Annotated in this window: 19 protein-coding genes; 1 reads left to right on the plus strand and 18 read right to left on the minus strand. The window is 57.4% G+C overall.

Annotation, left to right across the window (positions count from 1 at the left end; translation table 11 throughout):
• Positions 1-5: 5 nt before the first annotated feature.
• The 15 genes from J2X37_RS15100 to J2X37_RS15170 all read right to left on the minus strand — a co-directional run bounded on the left by J2X37_RS15100 (position 6) and on the right by J2X37_RS15170 (position 17,707).
• On the minus strand, positions 6-800 hold the full coding sequence (locus tag J2X37_RS15100; RefSeq protein ID WP_310022837.1) for an enoyl-CoA hydratase-related protein: 795 nt from the start codon (positions 798-800) through the stop codon (positions 6-8).
• Between the two features lie 21 nt (positions 801-821).
• Entirely contained in the window at positions 822-1,481 is a 660-nt protein-coding gene (locus J2X37_RS15105) for a CoA transferase subunit B (RefSeq protein ID WP_310022839.1), read from the minus strand.
• Positions 1,481-2,188: a CoA transferase subunit A gene (locus tag J2X37_RS15110; protein WP_310022841.1), complete on the minus strand. Its 708-nt coding sequence runs from the start codon at positions 2,186-2,188 to the stop codon at positions 1,481-1,483. Before J2X37_RS15110 ends, J2X37_RS15105 begins: the two co-directional genes overlap by 1 nt.
• A 13-nt stretch (positions 2,189-2,201) precedes the next feature.
• On the minus strand, positions 2,202-3,041 hold the full coding sequence (locus tag J2X37_RS15115; protein ID WP_310022843.1) for an SDR family oxidoreductase: 840 nt from the start codon (positions 3,039-3,041) through the stop codon (positions 2,202-2,204).
• Positions 3,042-3,071: 30 nt separating this feature from the next.
• Positions 3,072-4,016, minus strand: a complete 945-nt coding sequence (locus tag J2X37_RS15120; RefSeq protein WP_310022880.1) for a 3-keto-5-aminohexanoate cleavage protein — start codon at positions 4,014-4,016, stop codon at positions 3,072-3,074.
• 773 nt (positions 4,017-4,789) lie between these two features.
• Positions 4,790-7,153, minus strand: a complete 2,364-nt coding sequence (locus J2X37_RS15125) for a TonB-dependent receptor (RefSeq protein WP_310022845.1) — start codon at positions 7,151-7,153, stop codon at positions 4,790-4,792.
• Positions 7,154-7,486: 333 nt separating this feature from the next.
• Positions 7,487-8,500 (minus strand): biotin synthase BioB, encoded by a 1,014-nt coding sequence (gene bioB, locus J2X37_RS15130; RefSeq protein WP_310022883.1) that lies wholly within the window; start codon positions 8,498-8,500, stop codon positions 7,487-7,489.
• A 127-nt stretch (positions 8,501-8,627) separates the two neighbouring features.
• On the minus strand, positions 8,628-9,434 hold the full coding sequence (gene surE / locus J2X37_RS15135; RefSeq protein ID WP_310022847.1) for a 5'/3'-nucleotidase SurE: 807 nt from the start codon (positions 9,432-9,434) through the stop codon (positions 8,628-8,630).
• A gap of 51 nt (positions 9,435-9,485) precedes the next feature.
• On the minus strand, positions 9,486-10,949 hold the full coding sequence (locus tag J2X37_RS15140; protein WP_310022849.1) for a pyruvate carboxylase: 1,464 nt from the start codon (positions 10,947-10,949) through the stop codon (positions 9,486-9,488).
• Positions 10,949-12,322 carry an acetyl-CoA carboxylase biotin carboxylase subunit gene (locus J2X37_RS15145; RefSeq protein ID WP_310022851.1) on the minus strand — a complete coding sequence of 458 codons (1,374 nt, stop codon included), beginning with the start codon at positions 12,320-12,322 and terminating at the stop codon, positions 10,949-10,951. Before J2X37_RS15145 ends, J2X37_RS15140 begins: the two co-directional genes overlap by 1 nt.
• On the minus strand, positions 12,322-12,828 hold the full coding sequence (gene accB / locus J2X37_RS15150) for an acetyl-CoA carboxylase biotin carboxyl carrier protein (protein WP_310022854.1): 507 nt from the start codon (positions 12,826-12,828) through the stop codon (positions 12,322-12,324). Before accB ends, J2X37_RS15145 begins: the two co-directional genes overlap by 1 nt.
• Positions 12,829-12,937: 109 nt before the next feature.
• A complete protein-coding gene (locus J2X37_RS15155; RefSeq protein WP_310022856.1) occupies positions 12,938-14,689 on the minus strand; it encodes a pyruvate, phosphate dikinase in 1,752 nt (583 codons plus the stop codon).
• Between the two features lie 20 nt (positions 14,690-14,709).
• A complete protein-coding gene (locus J2X37_RS15160) occupies positions 14,710-15,315 on the minus strand; it encodes a hypothetical protein (protein WP_259962201.1) in 606 nt (201 codons plus the stop codon).
• A gap of 17 nt (positions 15,316-15,332) precedes the next feature.
• Complete coding sequence (locus tag J2X37_RS15165) at positions 15,333-16,916, minus strand: hypothetical protein (protein WP_310022859.1); 1,584 nt, start codon at positions 16,914-16,916, stop codon at positions 15,333-15,335.
• A gap of 41 nt (positions 16,917-16,957) precedes the next feature.
• Positions 16,958-17,707: a PEP-utilizing enzyme gene (locus tag J2X37_RS15170; protein ID WP_310022862.1), complete on the minus strand. Its 750-nt coding sequence runs from the start codon at positions 17,705-17,707 to the stop codon at positions 16,958-16,960.
• A 345-nt stretch (positions 17,708-18,052) separates the two neighbouring features.
• On the opposite strand from J2X37_RS15170, the gene J2X37_RS15175 reads away from it, so the two are divergent.
• Positions 18,053-19,042 carry a helix-turn-helix domain-containing protein gene (locus J2X37_RS15175; protein WP_310022864.1) on the plus strand — a complete coding sequence of 330 codons (990 nt, stop codon included), beginning with the start codon at positions 18,053-18,055 and terminating at the stop codon, positions 19,040-19,042.
• Between the two features lie 326 nt (positions 19,043-19,368).
• On the opposite strand, the gene J2X37_RS15180 is transcribed toward J2X37_RS15175, so the two are convergent.
• The 3 genes from J2X37_RS15180 to J2X37_RS15190 all read right to left on the minus strand — a co-directional run.
• Positions 19,369-19,599, minus strand: a complete 231-nt coding sequence (locus tag J2X37_RS15180; protein ID WP_310022866.1) for a hypothetical protein — start codon at positions 19,597-19,599, stop codon at positions 19,369-19,371.
• Between the two features lie 23 nt (positions 19,600-19,622).
• Complete coding sequence (locus tag J2X37_RS15185) at positions 19,623-19,994, minus strand: AAA family ATPase (RefSeq protein ID WP_310022885.1); 372 nt, start codon at positions 19,992-19,994, stop codon at positions 19,623-19,625.
• Between the two features lie 567 nt (positions 19,995-20,561).
• On the minus strand, positions 20,562-20,853 hold a 292-nt coding region (locus J2X37_RS15190; protein WP_310022868.1), incomplete at its 5' end, for an aldehyde dehydrogenase family protein.

Below are 20,853 nucleotides of genomic sequence, written 5' to 3' on the forward strand. Positions count from 1 at the left end.
CCCCGCTAAATTCCAACACGACTCCATTCCGGATTACGCTTCTCTGCAAATGCTTTTGGACCCTCCGTAAAATCCTTTGTTACCATCAAGCGCTCTTGTGATTCATCGCTCATTTTTTGTAGTGCTTCTTCGGATAGATCATAGGATAGCCTCGCAATACCAAGACTTTCCCGTACCGCTAAAGGTGCATTTACAGATATTTGCAAAGCGAGATCATGCGCAGCATCCACCGCGCAGCCATCCTCAGTGATTCGATTGACCAAACCGAAAGCCATCGCGCGCGCCGCCGGAAGACGACCAGCGGTCAAAATGAGCTCAATTGCAAGCACCTTAGGCAAAGAACGGGTCAGTCGATACAAACCGCCAGCAGAAGCGATTAGCCCTCGCGACACTTCTGGAAGACCGAATTCTGCCGACTCCGATGCGACAATCAGATCGCACGCAAGGGCAATCTCACATCCACCTGCGAGCGCCAGCCCATCGACTGCTGCGATCCAAGGCTTTCTGCGCTTAGCATGCACAAATCCTGCAAAGCCGCCACACTCGGTAAAGAGACTCGAAAACCTCCCGGCAGCAACTTCTTTTAGGTCTGCGCCGGCCGAAAATACCGTGCCGCCAGATCCTGTAAGAATTACGACATCAATTTCGGGATTGCATTCAGTTTTCTTCAACACCTCTTCCAGAAGATTTGCAACTTCCGAATTAATGGCGTTTCTGGCTTTTGGTCTATTAATAGTTACAAGTGCAACTCTCTCACTGAGAGTGCGCAGAACAACGGGACTATCATTCTCTTGATCCATGATATCTGCCTGTTCGAATTGCTATCCTTGCAACACAGAATGAGAGTTCATCTCAAATTTGGCGGTCGTCTTTTCCGCCACTTCCTCGGCCGTGACGCCGGGGGCCAGTTCGACCAGCTTGAACGGGCTTTCATGGTCGGAGCGCTGGAATACGGCGAGATCGGTGATGATCATGTCGACCACGTTCTTGCCGGTCAGCGGCAGCGTGCATTCGGGTATGAACTTGGGCGCACCGGCCTTGGAATTGTGCTCCATGACGACGATGATCTTCTTCACGCCCGCGACAAGGTCCATCGCGCCGCCCATGCCCTTGATCATCTTGCCCGGGATCATCCAGTTGGCGATGTCACCATTCTCGTCGACTTCCATCGCACCCAGCACGGTAAGGTCGATGTGACCGCCGCGGATCATGGCAAAGCTTGCCGCGCTGTCAAAATAGGCGCTCTTGTCGAGTTCGCTGATCGTCTGCTTGCCGGCATTGATGAGGTCGGCATCCTCCTCGCCCTCGTAAGGGAAGGGGCCGATGCCCAGCATGCCGTTTTCCGACTGCAGGGTCACTTCGACGCCATCGGGAATATGGTTTGCCACCAGCGTCGGGATGCCGATGCCGAGATTCACGTAGAAACCGTCCTCCAGCTCCTTTGCGGCGCGGGCGGCCATTTCGTCACGGGTCCAGGGCATTATGCGGCCTCCTTGGTGCGCACGGTCCGAAATTCGATCTTCTTGTCATATGGCGCGCCCAGGATCATGCGCTGAACATAGACGCCGGGCAGGTGGATGCAGTCGGCATCGAGCGATCCGGTCGGCACGATCTCTTCCACTTCGACAACGCAGATCTTGCCACAGGTCGCGGCGGGCAGGTTGAAGTTACGCGCGGTCTTGCGGAAGACGAGGTTGCCGCTTTCATCCGCTTTCCACGCTTTTACCAGCGCGAGATCGGCGAAAATGCCCTGTTCCAGAATGTAATCCTGACCGTCGAAGTTTTTCACTTCCTTACCCTCGGCCACCTGCGTGCCGACGCCGGTCTTGGTATAGAAGCCGGGGATGCCCGCGCCACCGGCGCGCATGCGTTCGGCCAGCGTGCCCTGCGGGCAGAATTCGACCTCAAGCTCTCCGGCAAGGAACTGGCGCTCGAATTCCTTGTTCTCGCCGACATAGCTGCTGATCATCTTCTTGATCTGCTTGGTGCGTAATAACTTGCCCAGACCCTCGTTATCGATGCCCGCGTTGTTGGATGCGACCGTCAGGCCTTTCACGCCGTTCTCGACCACGGCGTCGATCAGACGTTCGGGAACGCCGCACAGGCCAAAGCCGCCACTGGCGATCAGTAGGTCATCCCGCAAAAGGCCTTCAAGCGCGGACCGGGCGTCGGGGAAAAGCTTTTTCAATTTAGGTATCCAATCACACTCGGGGCCCAATGCTGTTGTGCCCCTGCATCACGTCTTCGGTCACTGTAGGCGTCCATGACGTAAGCAGGCCGCCGTCGGCGACGTAAGTCTGACCCGTGCAGTAACTCGCATCGTCACTGGCCAAGAACAGCATCAACCGCGCAAGTTCGACCGGCGCGGCATAGCGGCGCATGGGAACGGTCTGCGCCCAATTATCCATGATGCCTTGCGCGGTCTGCTCGGTTTCCGCCTCGCTGGCAAGTTGCTCATGAAGTCCACCCATCATCTGCGTATTTGTAAGCCCTGGATGAACCGTATTGACGCGAATCTTGAATTGCGCGCCTTCCAGCGCTGCACCGCGCATCATGCCGACGACCGCATGTTTGCTGGCGGTGTAGGCGGTAGTGTACTGGATAGCGGACAGGCCTTGTACCGACGAAGTCATGACGATGCTTCCGCCGCCCCGCCCCTTCATATGGCCGAAAGCGGCGCGCAGGCCCAGCCAAGCGCCCCGCAAGTTGACCGATGTGACCGCATCGAACATCTCCACCGGATATTCTGTTATGGGGAGCAGTTCGCCCAGCACACCTGCATTCAGAAGGGCAATATCGACGCCGCCGAAGCGTTCGACCGCCGCGCGCATATAGGCATCCACGTCCGCTTCCTGCGAGACGTCTGCGCAGCAATAGGCTGCCTTCTCAGGATTGAGGTCGGCGATCGCTTCTTCAAGGCGATCCTCGTCCCGGTCAACGGCAAGCACACTCGCGCCGTTCTCGACGAAAAGCCTTACCGCCGCGCTTCCGATGCCGCCTGACCCGCCGGTGATCACGGCAACCTTGTTTTCAAGCCGCATTATATCACTCCTTGATCCTGACATCCATATCTAAAAGTTGACCTGATCGCCGCCCTTGAGCTGTAGCATCTCACGCGCGTCTGAGGGGGTTGCTACTTCGAGACCGAGACTCTCGATAAATTTTCGAATATGGGCGACCTGCTCGGCATTGCTCGTCGCCAACCGACCCGGCCCGCTCCACAGGCTGTCCTCAAGCCCGACGCGAACATTCCCGCCAAACAAGAGGGATTGCGCCGCCACGTTCATCTGCATCCGCCCGGCACCCAGAACCGACCATACGAACCGATCTCCAAACAGCCGATCTGCGGTTCGTTTCATGTAAGCGATATCCTCGCTATGCGCGCCGATGCCACCGAGCAGGCCGAACACAGACTGGATGAACACCGGTGGTTCGATCAGCTGACGATCGAGGAAATGCGCAAGGTTGTAGAGATGCGAGATATCATAGCATTCGCATTCGAATCGCGTCCCGTTGTCGCGACAGGTATTCAGGATATATTCGATATCGGCGAACGTATTGCGGAAGATGTAATCCTTGCTGTTTTCGAGATAGGGCCGCTCCCAATCGTGCTGAAATTCGGTGAACCGCGACAACATCGGATAGAGACCGAAATTCATCGTCCCCATGTTCAGTGAAGCCACTTCCGGAGCATACTTCGCTGCGGGCCGCAGACGTTCCTCAAGCGTCAGGGTCACCGCGCCGCCGCTGGTGATATTAAGCACCGCGTCGCTCGCTTGTTTGATTCGGGGAAGGAATTGGCCGTAGATATCCGGATCCTGCGTCGGCCTACCGTCTTGCGGGTTGCGCGCGTGGAGATGGATCACTGCAGCGCCGCTCTCGGCTGCGGCAATCGCTTCGCTGGCGATTTCGTCTGGCGTGATCGGCAGGTGCGGTGACATCGACGGCGTGTGGATGCTTCCGGTGACCGCACACGTTATTATCACTTTGCGCGACTTGCGCTTCTCCTCAACCATTGCATTCCCATCCAGATTTCGTTCCAGGCTGCCCCATTCGGCGAACAACGGGCAAGAACGCTGACATGACCCGGAAACTAGATAGAACCAGGCGGAATATCTTGGCGAGCAGCGACATCGAGATTGGCGGAGACGGACTACTTGGAACGTTCAGCCCTTCACCGACTTCCTAGGGTCAGGACCCATTACCCGCGCTATCGAGGCTTGAGTCAAAATGGCTCGGTGCAAGGAAGGAAAGTGCAGGAATATGTCGATATTTCAAGACTTCCTGACGCAGCAACGGGCCATTTTGGCCAAATCCCTGCGGGACGGCGGAATGGCATCCATCTCGAACGGCAATCCCCTTGGAAAGGCAACCAGCCTTCCCGGCGGGAATTGCCGCCCGATCTGTTTGCCATTCTGCCGCCTCGACGGTGCGGGTAATGGGTCCTGACCCTAAGCACTGGAGAGCGCCTGGAATCATCGATTGGCGCGCAAACGACAGCCGGTATCAGTGTGCAGTGTGGGGCCACGGAATCGACGCACGCCCAACCGCCAAGCCAGGCTTCGGCTCTACCGTACGAACGTTCCTCAACTTGCCGTTCTCGGCTCTGTCTGTTGCCGCAATTGCAGACGCCAATAGATGGCCTGGCCCGATCCCCGAACAGTCCCCGATCACCGGGTCAGGCAGGCGCCATTAGTATGTCGAAGCACGCATAGGGCCAAAAATGAGCGGCGGAGATCCAGTCCAGAACTCCGCCGCCCGACAGGGAGGGCTAATCCGAAATTAATGGTCAGAACTCGAACCCAATTTCTACACCGTAGAACCGAGGTGGAGCATAATTAATCTGACCAGTATTATACAAACTTGCGAAGTTAAACTTCTGCAATGCCTTTGTGTTATTGGTTAGATTTTTAACATAGGCCGAAACATGCCACCCGTCATTGTCTTTGTACATTATATTGTAATCGACATTGATGTAGGCGGGCAGTTTCGTTGCGGGATCGTTTAACACATCGACATAGCGCGAAGACGTATAGCTACCCGAAGCTTGGTTACTGAGCGTACCGTCGAACATCTCCATTTCGTATCGGAGCGAGCCACTCGCCTGGAAATGCGGTGCCGATCCGAGTTCACGATCTTCAGTGACCGCAACCCCGCCGCCCACGTTTGTCACATCCTTGACCTTCGTGTCGAGGTAGCCCGCACCGAACGTCAAATCCAGACCATCGGCGAGATTCGCCCAAGTGTCTATTTCCACGCCATAGACAACCGCATCTTTATTGATGACTTGAACACCCAAGGTGCCGTTCACCACTGTAAACGCGGTCGCCTGGTAGTTCTTGTAGTCATAATAGAAAATGCCAGGGTTTATCCGGATCCGGCCATCGGCGGTCTGCCATTTTACACCACCTTCGAAAGCATTGTTTACTTCATTCTTGAAGGGGATAGCGTCGAGATCGAATGCCGAGAAATTTACAAGTCCGTTATTGAAGCCGCCGGATTTCACGCCGTGCTTAAATGATGCATAGGCCAGCGTGTCATCGGTTAGTTCATAATCGATGCCCAACTGATAATTCACGAAAGTGGTTTTGAACGTATCCGAAAAGTCGACGACTGGATCTCCAACCGGGTCGGCAGGGCCGACGATATAGTTGGCGATCAGGTTCTCCATCCCCTCGGCATCAAGAACAAGGATACCAAATGTATTTCCATCAATGGTATATTGACCAGTATCGGGGTGGTCGTGGACATAAAGCCCTTCAACCTGCTGGAAATCGCGCTCTTCATGGTTCCAGCGCAGACCGCCGGAAAGAGTCAATCGGTCGGTAACGTCGAAGGAAATGTTCCCGAAGAAAGAATAGGATTCCAGCTTCGAATTGTTGGGGGTGTACTGCACGAGTCCGCCGGGAGTGTCACCGGCTTCGATCGATGGGTGCCCCTGAAATGTGCCAGTGCCGCTGATGATGGGGAGGGTCCACTGGTTGGCGTAATCCTGATTAAGATAGAATCCGCCGAAGGTAAGTCTTGCACGATCCAGATCGACGGCCGCGCGCAGTTCCTGGGTCCAGTATTTCTGGTCGTTTGTCTGATAAGCAGCACAAATCGTTCGCGGCGTTCCGTCGCACTCCTCCAGAGTATACTTGAACTGCTTCAGATACCCAGTAACCGATGTCAAAGTGACAGCGTCGTTGACGTCATAATTGATCGTCAAGAGGTGGTTCTGAACCTTGTTTCGGAAGTCATTAATGCCATCAGAGATGACAGACGTACTGGTCTGACCGGACTCTGTAGGGTTATAACCGAAACCGTCAGTTCCGTCGGGCTTTACGATAGTATAGCCTTCAAGTTGCTGCATCGGCTGTGAGCTATCGCCGCCATTCCGGCCTTTTGCGAGCCCGTATTGGTACTTGTAGGTGATATCAAGATCGTCCGTAACGTCCCAACGCACGATCGCGCGCGCAGCGAGGAAGTTGCCTTCGTGTGTGTCGTTGGCACCTTCCCCCGGACCGTCAAAGAGGTTCTTTGTAGTCGCACCGTTGGTCTCACGTGTCGCGGAGAACCGCACCGCCAGCCGATCGGATATGACCGGAATGTTCAATACCCCGGAGATTCCCGTACTATCGTGATTTCCAACGGAAACTTTCGCACTACCCTCAAGATAGTTCGTGGGCTGGTTAGTATGCATGACAACGGCGCCGGCTGTGGAATTGCGACCAAAAAGCGTACCCTGAGGCCCGCGCAGGATTTCTGCTGTCGCCACATCATCGGTCTGGAAGTCGACCGCCGAGCTCGATAAAATGTAGAAGTCATCAATGTAAACGGTAGTTGGAGACTCGCTGCCTTCATTGAAATCGGCCTGCCCGATCCCGCGGATATAGAAAAGGCTGGCATTGCCTTTCGAACCCCATTGCTTCTTGAAGTCGACATTCGGCGTGAGGCCGGCGAGATCGCCAGCCGACTCGACCCGCAAATTCTCAAGTTGCTCACCGTTGAAGGCCATGACTGAGGCGCCAACATCCTGCAGCGATTCTGCTCGCCTGTTGGCTGTAACGATAATATCATTGCCGGATTGAACGTTTGGCTGCTCGCTTGCCTGCGACGGGACCGAAGCGGTTTGCGCGTAAAGTGCGCTGGGCACAACGGCAGTCGACATCAGTGTTATGATAAATGCTCGCAAAACCTTCATGGCTATCCCTCCACCGTATTTATCGATTTTCTATGTTTCTATGGTCGATCGGTTCGGATATACGTTGGACCGGTTGCCGTTCTTATTCTTGGTCACCAGTGACAGCCATATTGGCGCAGCGCGCCAAACCCCCCATAAATGACAATCTGACACTTCGACAGGATCAACCCATGAAGGAGAAATTGCGATATTTCTGGTGCTGAACAGCACCCTGACATGCACTTAGCCAGAAATCGATGAAAGCCATCGAATTCCGGCTTGTGCAATTACTTGGAAGTCAGGAATGGAGTGTTGTTGCCCTTAAAAGACATTCTCCCTTGGCTTGTTTCGCCCACCGACGACATCGTCACTGTAGGGGCCCGTTCCGCTGGACAAACCAAGTTTACGCAACATCTCAGCGTCGCTGTCATCGCCCGCATTGGGTGCGGTCAGCAGCTTGTCGCCGGTGAAGATTGAATTCGCGCCTGCGAAGAAACACAGCGCCTGCGTCGCCTCGCTCATGCTTTCGCGGCCTGCAGAGAGGCGAACCATACTCATCGGCATGGTGATGCGCGCGACCGCCACGGTGCGAACGAATTCGATGTCGTCGATCTTGGCGAGCGGCGTGTCGGCGAGCATGTCGCCCAGCACCGTGCCTTTGACGGGCACCAGCGCGTTGACCGGCACGCTTTCGGGATGGCGTTCGAGCGTTGCCAACGTGTGGACGAAGCCCACGCGGTCGGCGCGTGTCTCACCCATGCCGACAATCCCGCCGCTGCACACATTGATCCCGGCATCGCGCACGTTCTGCAGCGTGTCGAGCCGGTCCTCGTAATTGCGGGTCGAGATCACGCGTTCGTAATATTCCGGCCCGGTATCGACATTGTGGTTGTAATAATCGAGGCCGGCCTCTTTCAGCATCTGCGCCTGTTTGGGCGTCAGCATGCCCAGCGTCATGCAGGTTTCCATTCCCATCGCACGCACGCCTTCGACGATCTGAATGATCGCGGGCATGTCGCGGTCTTTGGGATTGCGCCATGCCGCGCCCATACAGAAGCGCTGCGAGCCTGCATCCTTGGCCTGCGCGGCGGATTGCAGGACTTGCTGCACCTCCATCAGCTTGGTCGCCTCGACGCCAGAGTCCGCCTTCACCGATTGCGAGCAATAGCCGCAATCCTCGGGGCATCCGCCGGTCTTGATGGAAAGAAGCGTGCTCAGTTGAATCCGGGACGGTTCGTGACATTGGCGATGAACGCTGGCCGCCCGGAACAACAGTTCCGGAAAGGGAAGATCGAACAGAAACGCGATTTCCTCGCGGGTCCAATCGCTTCGCACGTCGGTGGGAGCGGTCGGCCCGTCACCGTCTTCTCGTACGTGCTCTCGAAGTTGCGTAGCCACATCAAATCCTTTCGTTGCCGACGGTCGTCGCAGCAGCTGGTCGCCAGTCAGCAGTAACTTCAATTCAGGAGTTCGCCGCCAGCGCGCCGACGGGAAACAACTCTGCAAATCGCGGCATGAGATCGTTTGCCGTCATGTTCACGCGCAGTGGTGTGATGGAAATCGCATCGGATTTCACCGCCGCCAGATCGGTTCCCGGTACCAGCTTCGAAACGCCGTAATCCACTTTGACCCAGTAATAGGGCACGTTGCGTCCGTCAGCACCCGGTACCGGCCGGAAGGTACCCGGCCGACGGTTCCCCAGGCCGGTCACTTCGATTCCGCGCACGTCAGAGGCAGCGACATCGGGAAAATTCACGTTAACGATCGTACCCTGTTCCCACGGGCAGGTCAGCAAGGTTTCCAGAATGCCGGGCGCAAATGCCTGCGCTGCATCCAGGCGCGGCACCTTGCCGAGAGTGCGGGCCTGGCTGAGTGCGATCGACCGCAAGCCCAGCACCGCGCTCTCCATGGCGGCGCCAGTCGTGCCTGAATAGATATTGTCGTCGCCAAGGTTCTCGCCATGATTGATCCCCGAAATGACAGTGGTCGGCGGGCATTCGGCCATCAGTTGCCAAACTGCCATCATGACGCAGTCGGCCGGCGTTCCCTTGATCGCGAACTTGCGGTCGCCCAGCTGACGGCAGCGCAAGGGGACAGACAGCGAGATCGAATGCGCCGCACCGGACTTTTCCTCATCGGGCGCGACGATCCAGACATCGTTGGTGAATTCTCGCACGATGGCTTCGAGCAGCGCCAGTCCTTCGGCATGGATGCCGTCGTCATTGACCAGCAAGACCCGCTGATTACGCAGTTGTTCCGGTTCCAACACCCAATTTTTCCTTGTCAAAGTTTGCGGGAGGTAGGGCCAGCGGCTTCAGCATCAGCCTTCCTGCCGGATGAGTTCGAGTTGCATCATCCCGATGGTCGCCTGAAGCGACGGCGTACGAGCCAGACGCATCAGTTTCTGCACCTGGTCGAGTTCGGGCGATGACATGAGCGGGAAGTTCTGCTTCACCGATCCCGCCGCCCTCATTTTCTCCAGATCGGCCTCAGGCACGAGCGCGCGCAGGATCAATTCATCGTCATTGTCCGTCCCGTGGCGCTTGCGCAGTTCCTCGATCGACGGATTTTCGGGAGGGTTGGCGAGCACGTCCTTGGCGCGGGGGGAAGACATGATCCTGTCCAGGACATTGGGCTCGATCGGTGCGACCATCTCTCCATAGAATCCGGCGGCGTACGCGATCACCTCGTCGGTTACGATCTCATAGCGCTTGCCCGAAACGATGTTCAGCACCGCCTGAATGCCTACGATCTGACTGAACGGCGTTGCCATGCCCGGATAGCCCAGCTCGCGGCGGACCACGGCTGTCTCGCGCAGCACATCGGGCAATCGGTCCTGCATGTCGTGTTGCGCCAGGTTGGCCTTGAAAGTGCCTACCATGCCCCCCGGAATCTGGTGCTGAATGGCGAGCACGTCATATTCATTGTTCTGGTTAATAAGATATCCGGCGGCGCGCCCAACCTTTTCGAAATGATCGGCGACCGGCGGAAGGAGCGATAAATCGAGGTCGTGGGTGTGCCCCAGCATTTCGAGATTGTGCGCAAACATCTGGACCGAAGGTACCGCCGGTCCGTTGGCCAGCGGCCTGGTGGAGGTGTGCAGGACCGTGACGCCGAGATCCACGGCATCGAGATAGGCCTTGCCCGATTGCCCAAGAATATTGTTCGCATGCAGTTCGATAGGCTTGCCGCGCGCCTCAGCGATCAGCGCAGGCACCAGTGTGCTCAACCGCTCCTTCTCCAGAACGCCGGCCGTATCATAGATCAGGATGGAATCGATGTCCGGCGATGCAGCCAGCTTCTTGACCTTGTCGGCATAATATTCATCGGTGTGAACCGGCGACAGGGTGAACATGAGCGCACCCGCACAGGTCGCGCCGAACTCCTTTGAGACCTTGGCCAGTCGCAACATCTTGTCGATATTGAATAGCACGTCGTAGACCCAGAAACTGCGGCAGCCGTGTATCGCCAGCTGACGCATCCAGGCATCCATCAAGGCGTCGGGCGTTACACCAAAGCTCACTGCGGCGTTCGAGCGCATCCCCGCTCGTTTCGGGGTGCGCGGCATGGCCTGAACCAGCAGGTCCATTCCGTCCCAGGGATTCTCCCGGCAGCTGCGAACGAGAACCTCGAACAAGGACGAAGCGGTAAGATCAATCGTGGAATAGCCGGTCCGGTCGATGATCGGCGCGACGGGGAGCGCCATCCCCGCGGTCATGCGCATACCCCAAAGCGCTTGCTGGCCGTCCCGGATGGTGGTGTCTAGAATGTCGATGTGCGCCATTAGGGGGCTCCTTTGTCTGAAAGAAATTCGGGGAGCAAAACGCGCTCTGCCCAACGTGTATCGATCCGGTTTTCGATGAAATCAGGGTGGCGGGAAATGAACCGCAACAGGTCGATGTTGGTCGCAATACCTTCGATCACGAATGAATCGAGCGCATCGCGAAGGCGTGCGACGGCATCGTCACGATCGCGACCGGTCACGATAAGCTTTGCAATCATACTGTCGTAGTAGGGTGGGACCATCACGCCCGACGTCATCGCCGTATCGACCCGAATGCCCGTGCCTGAAGGTGCCGACCAGTTGGTGATACGGCCTGGTGACGGCCGGAAGTTATCCAGCGGATTTTCCGCGATGATCCGCACCTCAATGGAATGGCCGGCAGGAATGATGTCATCCTGCGCTAGTTCGCTGGCTTCGCCGGAGGCAACGTCGAGCTGGCGCTGGATCAGATCGATCCCGCAGATTTGCTCGGACACCGGATGTTCGACTTGGATCCGGGCATTGACCTCCATGAAGAAGAACTGCTCAGTTTCCTCGTCGTAGAGGAACTCGACTGTTCCCGCATTGCGATAGCTTATCGGCGAGAGCAGATCGATCGCCGCTTGCGAAACGCGGTTGCGCAATGCAGGCGAGAGGATCGCGGCAGGTGCTTCCTCCACCATTTTCTGGTAACGCCGCTGCAGCGAACAGTCGCGCTCGGCGAAATGCACGATAATTCCTTCGCCGTCACCGACGACCTGCACCTCCACATGGCGCGCACGTTCGACAAAGCGCTCCAGATAGAGTGTCCCGTCGCCGAAGGCTTCTTTGGCTTCATGCGAGGCGGCATCGAACGAGCTGCGCAGCTCTTCGGGCGAGCGTGCAACGACCATGCCGCGTCCACCGCCACCTGCCGAAGCCTTGGTGATGACCGGAAACCCGATTTCATCGGCAATGCGCAGCGCATCATCCACGGTATCGACCTTCTCGCTTCCTGAAACCATGGGGACACCGGCGGACCTGGCAAGGGCGCGGGCGGCCAGTTTGTCGCCGACCAGCCGGATCGTCTCGGCCTTGGGCCCGACGAAATTCAGGCCGGCATTCTCACACTTTTCGGCAAATGCCGCACGTTCCGACAGGAAGCCATAACCCGGATGGACAGCGTCGCATCCCGTCGACAGGGCCGCATGGATAAGCATGTCGCCATTGAGATAGGAATCGCGGGCAGCCGCTGGGCCGATAACGACCGCGCGGTCGGCTTCCGTTGCGGCCATGCTGTCACGATCCGCTGCCGATACTGCCAGCACCGTTTCGATACCTTTCGCCTTCGCCGCACGCACAATACGCACGGCGATTTCGCCACGATTGGCGATAAGGAGACGCTTGATAGGCATCAGGCGTCCGGCTCGATAACAAACAGCGGTCGGTCGAATTCGACAAGCTCGGCATCGCTGACGAGTATTTCGCGAATGGTGCCTGCCACGCCAGCCTTCACCGGCGTGAACAGCTTCATCACCTCGATCAGGCACACATCGGTATCGGCATCCACTTTCTGCCCGATTTCCACGTATGGCGCCGCACCGGGCTTGGGCGAACGATAAAACGTTCCAAGGTTCGGGGCCTTGAGCACCGACATTCCATCGGGGATCTGATAGTCGGCCGATCGGGTTGCATCGGCAGTCGCGCTCACCGCCGGGGCCGCCACCGGCGCAGGGGTGGCCACCGATGCAGCCGGGGTATCGACGACTGCACGCTCGCCACCGTTCCAGACGCGACGGGCTGCGGGATCCTTGTTGAGGTGAAGCTGGAAATCGTCGAGCGTGATGTGAAGCTCGTCCCAATTGCCTGCATCGAACAGCTCGATCAGCGCTTGGACATCTTCGGGGGTGACATTGGTCATCTGCTCAATTCCTCGAATACAGAGAGTTTGGATTGGCGGTGTGGTTGCTTGCGCGCCGCACGCTCGCCGAGCGACGTGCAGGTCCGCAGGCGATAGGGACGCAGCACTCTCACGGCACGGGTTCGACGTTCGCCTGAACCGCTGCCAGGAGCGATGGCAGGCGAGGGTCCGCGACGATGAATTCCAGACCGGCGTCAATGGCTGCGCGCACGCCTTCGTCGGTCGCGATCGCGCCTCCGGCTGCGCCCTTCGCAGTCTGGTTGCCTGCAAGGATTTGTGGAAGGTTTTCCGACTCTTCGGCACCTTCAATCGCCGCGAGATCGAGGGCATCAAGCCCCTTCGCTCCATCGGCCGAAATGATGCGGATTGGCGCAAGCTGATCCGCCCATTCGGTCAACTGCGCCAGCATCCCGTCAGACACTTCGTCGGGGACAACAACCTCCAGCGCTCCGGCCCAGATCTGCCCTGTCTGTCCATCGACGGTCACGGTCTGGCCGTTCAGGGCGGAAAGCCTGCCTTGCCCGCAACCGACAACGCAGGGTGTGCCAAGCGCCCGGCTGACCACGGCGGCGTGCGATGTCGATCCGCCTTCCTCGGTTATTACCGCAGTGGCCGCAATCATTCCGTGAACGTCATGCGGGCTTGTAGTCGGACGGGCGAGCACGACCGCAATCCTCTCCTTGCCAAGCCGTTCGGCCTCATCGGAGTCGGATACCACCATGCCTATGCCGACACCGGGGCAAGCCCCCTCTCCCTTTGCCAGTTGAGCAGCCGCAACTCGTGCTGCTTCGGGAATGACAGGCGACATCAGGATACGGATCCGGTCCGAAGGAATGCGGCAAATGGCCGTGCGCCGGTCGATCAGGCCTTCATTCGCCATCTCGACCGCCGTTCGCACGGCAGCCTGGGGCGCGAGCTTGGCCGATCGCGCCTGCAAGAGGTAGAGAGTGCCACGCTCCACCGTGAACTCGATATCCTGTACGTCCCGTTCGGCCCGCTCCAGCGCCTTCGAGGCGGACATCAGGTCGTTGAATGCCTCGGGAACAATCTCGGCCATTGTGGCAAGGGGTTGCGGCGTGAATTCACCCGATACGACATCTTCGCCCTGCGCCTGGCCGAGGTACTCGCCGAAGGGCTGGTCTTCGCCGGTCGAAGGGTTGCGGCTAAACAGCACACCGGTGCCCGATCGCTCATCCAGATTTCCGAACACCATCGCCTGAACAGTCACCGCGGTGCCTAGGTCGTGGGGAATCTTCTGGTGCTCGCGATAGCGTCGGGCGCGGCGCGCATTCCAAGATTCGAAAACCGCTGTCACCGCCCCCAGCAACTGTTCACGCGGGTCATCGGGCAGCGTCTTGCCGGTCGCGCTGTGGATCATGTCGCGCCACACCTGTGGGTCAGACGCACTGTCGAAACCCTTGGCATCGGCCTTGAGAACAACGTTACCGTATAGTTGCGCAAAGCGACGGTGGGTATCCTGTGCGAACGCCGCGTCTCCGCTTTCGGCTGCCAAGGCCGTCTGGGTCTGATCGTTCATGCCGACATTGAGGATGGTATCCATCATACCGGGCATCGAGATGGCTGCTCCCGAACGGACCGACACGAGCAGGGGAGCAGATGCTCCGCCAAAATCGCGCCCGGTGGACTCTTCGAGCCAGGCGATGGCACGTTCGAGTTCCTCGACAAGTCCGTCGGGGAATTCACCCGTTGCCAGAAACGCGGCGTGGGCCTCGGTCGTAACCACGAAGGCAGGCGGCACCCGCAGACCGAGCGCCATCAGGCGTACGATCGAGTGCGCCTTGCCGCCAATGAGCGACTTTCCCGGCAAGTTCGTCCCATCGAGACGCATGATCCATTTCATGGAACCAGCCATCACCGACCTCACTCTTCGCGCTCTTTGCCGAGCATGCAGAGCAAATCCTCATGCAGTTCGAACCACAGCGTATGGTAACTTTCGATCTTGGCGTCGCTCACCCATTCGATCGCACCGTCCTCTGCCCGTTCGAGCGCCGTCAGCAGCTTTTCCCGATAGATCGCCATTCTCGGAAGAACCGACGCCATCGCCGCAAGAATGCGCTCGGCGCTTTCATGCAGGGCGCCCAATCGATCGATGATCTTGTTGTCGTAGTCCGCGTCGGTATGATCGTTACGAACAGTGCTCCCGGCGATATCTCGCACCTGCCATGCCGTAATCAGGGACTTCAGGTCGACATTCAGTTCCTCGAAACGATCGTAGGCCGCAACAAAGGCATCATTTTTCCTGACACTGTCGTAAAATCGGGAATAATTGCATTGCATTATCAACCGACCGGCCGGACCGAGCGTCGCCTTGCCGTCGGCCCGCATTACCAGCCCTCGCTCTTCCGCGCGGTCGATCGAGTTTTCGACCTCGGCCTGGGCGATGCCGATTATCTCGGAGATATTCACGGCGTCGGCGTATTTCTTGATGCCGATGCCATGCAGCACAAGATGATCTGTGTAGAGCATGACTATTCTTCTTCGCGTTATCGGGAACGGTGCTGGAGATTGGAGAGCGCTTCGACATCGTCTCGATCGAGTCCCGCTCCACGATCCTTGAGATTTCGCGAGTCCGACTGCTCAATCCTGTAAAGCTCGTCGGCAAGCGGGCTGTCGTAATTGTACTTGACCCATGCATCGTCCAGATAACGATAGCGTTCGGTGCAAAGCTTTGGCGTGAACTGACGAACCCTCTCGTTCAGCTCATCTTGGGTCATCGTTCCCTGCGTTGTGCGATACCGATCGACCTTCGCAGCGAGATAGGTAACCCCCCGTCCGAGTTCGTCTCCCACCGTCGGCGCATAGTCGCCATCGGAAAGGATGGAATAGGGGATCGGGGAATAGTTGCGCTTGGGCAGGTTGGAATGCGGCATCATTTCATATGCGCTGAACTGCTGGCTGGAAAGCGACAGCGGAACGAACAGCGCACCAAGCAATTCGTTGCCATACTCGTCGTTCATGAAGGGGCGGAACCGATCCGCGCGCTCATCGATTTCCATCCAGTCGCTTGCCTCGTAACATCCGGCAACGTGGGCGAAATCCTTGATGATGGAATAATAGGTCAGCGCGCCGGCATCGATCAGTTGCTCACGCGAATATCCGGCCAGCGATTCCCATAGCTTCTTGGTCGCATCCTTGAAAATCTCGGTATACCTGTCGAAAGTTGCCGTGAGCTCCTCGGCACTTCCCATGCCTATCGGGACTTGCGTTTCGGTAAGTTCGTCGGATGTATAAAGTCCCACTGCGCAGATATTGGCGGCCCTGTATTCCGGCTTTGAGTCAAAGCTGCCCCAATCGTCGACAATGTTGAAATGTGTGTTTCTGACTGCGGTGGGCACGGTAAGGCGCGAAAAGGGAACATCGCCCGCCACTCCGTCCAGCCACGGCAGATCCCCTTCGGCAAGGTCGAAGAAGTCACGGACCAGCAGTTCGCGATCCTGACCGAGATTATAGGGGCCGTGATTGGTCATGCAGACCCGGCTCTCGCAAGCGACCAGAACGGCGTATTGCGAAACTGCCGCCAGGAACCTGTCGGTGGCGCCGTGCAACGCATCCCCTTCCTCGCAGGGGAACATGTCGGCGTGATAGACCTGAATGCGACGCTCTGGCAGAACCTGAGAGCGGTGCCCGGCCTCCTTGTTCGTGATATGGCCGGAATCCCGGCGCCAGGCGAGCTGGTAGCGACGCCAAAAGTCAAGAACGAAGATCACGTCCTCGACAGCGTCCTGTGGGCGGACCAGGCCCATGTCGATCATCATCTCCCGGCCGAGCAGATAGAAGTTGATCATGCACCAATTGGTGCCCATCGACTGGATCTTGGAGTTGGAATTGCGAATGCGATCGGCCAGATCCTCTGGTGACATCACCGCCGAAATCTTGCGCAGCAGCGGAGGGTACCGGTAAAAGGCATTCAAGTACCCAAGCATGATATAAGCTGAGACAGGAAAGAATTTCGATTCCTGTACCGTCCGCGTCACGCCAAGAAAATAAGTTTCCTCGCCGGCGGTTCGGATCAAATTGTTGGCCTCTAGCAACCTAGCATATGTGATTTCAGAACCTTTCACGCCCATCTCCGGAAATTCATGTTATCTTTTCAAGGACCTTGGGAGTATCAATGGCGAGAAAGCAGCCACACACGAACTGAATGATCGTCTTGTGTCTGGTAGTCCCCCATGGCCTTGGCCCGCCCAGACACCTCAATCTCGACCCTGTCGCCATTCCGGATACCGCTGATGCATGCGTTCATCAGGCAGGGAATGCCGAATTCGCGGGTCAGGATGCCGAGATGTGACTTGACGGTTCCGCCCGCGCAGATCACCCCGTGGAACTGCTCGAGGATGGGAGCAGTAAGGGTGCCGCCACTGTCGTCGATAATCGCAATCGTTTCGGGAGGAACGCCGTTGGTCAGCCCCTCCATCACATCCTTTACCGAACGGTAGTATCGCGCCGTGCCAACTGCATTGGCGGGAAACCTGACGACATTGTCGCCCTGACCCCGCCTTTGCCTGCCAGCTTCGTCCGCGGGTTCCACAACGGCGCGGGGATGCTCGAAAGAGAATTCGTCTGCGTCCCCATCGGCTCCGCCGATTTGCTGATAGGCATTCGGCCTTTCTTCTGCCGAGATCGTCGCGGAAGCCACGTACCGGTATCCCGCATCGACGGCCCGCTTTTCAAGCTCTACGACATCCTTGGCGCTAATGAGATCGTAGCTCGTGCCGAAGACGAAGTTCGACCATGTATCACCGACTTCATCCAATCTGGTCCGGATCAGATCCCGGATGCCGCCGTGAAAGATCTCGACGACGTTCGGGGGCGTCGCCCTCTGGTCATACTTGTTGGTGTCTGAATGAATTTTCGCCATTGCCGCCTACTTCCATCACGCGATCAGAGCCGCCCAAACTTTGGCTAGCAATACTGACCGATGCGATGGGCCGTCTTGGCAACGTGCGCCACCCGACTTGGTCGAGACTGACCTCCGGCTAATGAATTGCGGGAGCGGCCCGCTCATCCCCGCTTATAACCTCAGTGAGCTGCGCCAGGACGGTCATTTCTGCGTCGGCGGCCGCTTGGCGCGAAGTGATCCAGGGATTGACGGCATGAGGGGTTGCCGATAGCTCACCCTTTAAAAAAGGTATCAGTTGATGCCAATGCAGAACGGGGTGCTGCAATCTTCAAGAGAGCAGCACTTTGGACAAGAGAGGATGTTATGGCAGAGGCCGCGACGATTGTCAGCAATTGGAAAGATGCATCTACTTGGTCAACGGCACAGTTACCCGCCAGGGAACAGTTTGGCCGCTGGTGTGAATTCGTAAACGAGGCACATCTCCACTGGTCAATTGAACGAAGCAGCTTTGATTACTTCCCAGCATTCATTCGCGAAGGTCGATTCGGTGACTTTCGAACGGCCAATCTAACGGCCTCGCCGCAAGCGAGAGTTAAAGGCACCAGAGGCACCGCCGAGATCGCGCAAGACGATGAAGCATTATACAACTTTCTTTACATTGCTGCCGGCTCTGAATGCCTGACGATTGACGGAGAAGACATAGAATTACTACCAGGCAATCTGGTATTATGGGACAGCACCCGTCCGATGGACTTCGTGACTGGAACCGACTTGCATCAAGTCACGCTCGCCGTGGCGCATTCAAGACTACATCGCATATTTCCAAGAGCCAGCGAATTTGTGGGCAAACCGATGTCATGCGCATCCGGCTTGAACAAACTGTTCATCGACCACTTGCTGGCTTTGGAGAATCAGTTCGGCGATCTAACCAGAGAACAGGCATGGCGAGTTCTGGACACCACGCTTAATCTCGCGGTTACTGCGCTAGAAAACGGTACGGAAATTGTAAAGCACAATGGAAAGTTTGAATTACTCGAAAAGATTCGAAAGTATATTGACGAAAATCTAGATGATTATGAATTGTGCGTCGCGAGTATCGCTAAGCAACACAGCATTTCCCCACGACATGCCCACCGAATTTTCGGGGAAGAAGGCATATCTGTCTCCAATTATATCACAAGCAGAAGACTGGACCGCTGCAAGATTGAATTGGCATCTCCGGCTTGTTCAGAAAATTCGATTACGGATATAGCCTTCCGTTGGGGATTCAACGATTCCAGTACGTTCAGCAAAATCTTCAAAAGAGAGTTCGGCATAAGCCCACGTGAGTTCCGACACAGAAATCGCCACTGATCCTGAGATGTCGATACGGTGGACGGTAAACCCACTGGACAGCACCAACCGAAGCACACTTTTGTCACACGCATGGTGAGCCGATGGCCAATTGTCGATTACGACTATCTGGGGCATGATAGGGGGCATTATTTGCATCCTAATGTATTTTGAATTAATGAAATGAATAGTTTATCGTGTATATTCGAATCCCTCCGTCTCCGCCACTCGTCATTGATTTGACTGATATTTTTCCGAATCGTTTGCCGGTTCCCATAATCGCTCGCCGTAAGACCCGGCGCTTGAGGCGAGCGCGAGCGGCGGGATTCGCGCAATCGGCGCGCACCTCAACAATTCTCAGCAGCTCCTGGCAATCGTCCGAAAAGCCATTCGGGCAGCCATGCCGGTGCCAGCCGTGGAAGCTGTAAAAGACTACACGGCCCAGTCTTGCCGTGGCGGTGACCAAGCATCAAGGTGGCCGGGTCGGCTGGGTGGTTAAGCGCATTGATGAAACGGGCGACATCTCCGCGGTCATTCTCGTTGCCGGCTAACTGGTGCGCCGCGTTGTCGATCGCCACGAACGCCACCCCTGTTCGCCGGATTAACGCGGCCAGCCCTCATACGAGGGGGTCAATTGAAACTCGCCCGGAGCGGTTGCCAACTCCAAGCCATTGTCGAGGTTCCCACGCAAGCTGGCCATGTGCAGCCACCCGGCCAAGGATTCCATGGCAACGTTCAGCCAAGTGCGGATATGCGCCTGCCGCCAGTGCAACTGCTCGGCATCATCCTCGCACGTGATGTAGATCGTCTTGGACTTCGGCATGGCGAACCTGAGCGTAGACGCGCCTGCGGCTAAGGCCCTCGTGAGTTGCCGCGCCAACAGTAACTTGCCCGAGCTGCCCGCTCCGGTGAACTGGGTGACCTCGCCAGCAGGTGCCAACTCTAGGATGAGAACCCGTTGTGGCGGCTCGATCTGGGCGAGCTTCGCCGAAGTCTAACGTTGAGAGCGCCGTTGCCGCGATTAGATCCTGCGCGCCGTCTGGTTCGACATTGGCAAATTCCAGGGAAGCGGTTGCGTCACGCCTTGTCCGCGCTCCCCGCCTGAGCAATCCGGGCCATAGCCTCGTCAGGCGCCGCGTCCCCAAATTCGCATCCTGAGTCTGCTGGATCCATTCTCGGCCTAAGCGGTAGTGGAGTGGCCAAAAGCGCCTAGGGCGGATTAAGCGGCTCTCTGTGCAACATTCAGTCTGATATTTGCAGGCAGGTGTCGATCATCGATCGCCGCGAAGATCAGCGACCGGCTTAGGAACAGCTTTCGCAGGGCACTAGCGACACTCTCAAGGTCGCGCGCTGACATAGACGCCACAGCACCGCGCCCGCTGCCGGGTCGCGTGGTGGACCGCCGCCATTGCGGCGAAGCTTTTCCCCGATCAACCACGGGCGGGCCTTCGCATCTCGTCGTGGCATTAATCGTAGATGTCGTTGTGAACACAGATCCGCCTGGTGGCGACGCAGACTAGCCCGCTGGTGTTGGATCCCATCAGCACGGCTGTTCCGCAGTTTCGGAAATGTCGAAGCCGGGAATGATGGTCGCCGCGTAGCTGCCGCCCTGCTCGAGCGTCAGCCGATCGAGTGTCGGCACCACGCTCGGCATGACCCCGCGTCTGGACGCGGTCGAGCAGGTGAAGCTGACCTTGTCGAAATCCGGGTGGTTGGCCTGCCCCCGCGCAGCCCACGAAAAAAGGGCCGGATTTCTCCGGCCCTTTTCCTGTTTGCGGTGACGCGCGTTGCTTACATGCCCGAGCCCGGACCGTAGGTGATTTCCACCCGGC

The organism is Croceicoccus sp. BE223 (genome assembly GCF_031457155.1).
Classification (GTDB): domain Bacteria; phylum Pseudomonadota; class Alphaproteobacteria; order Sphingomonadales; family Sphingomonadaceae; genus Croceicoccus.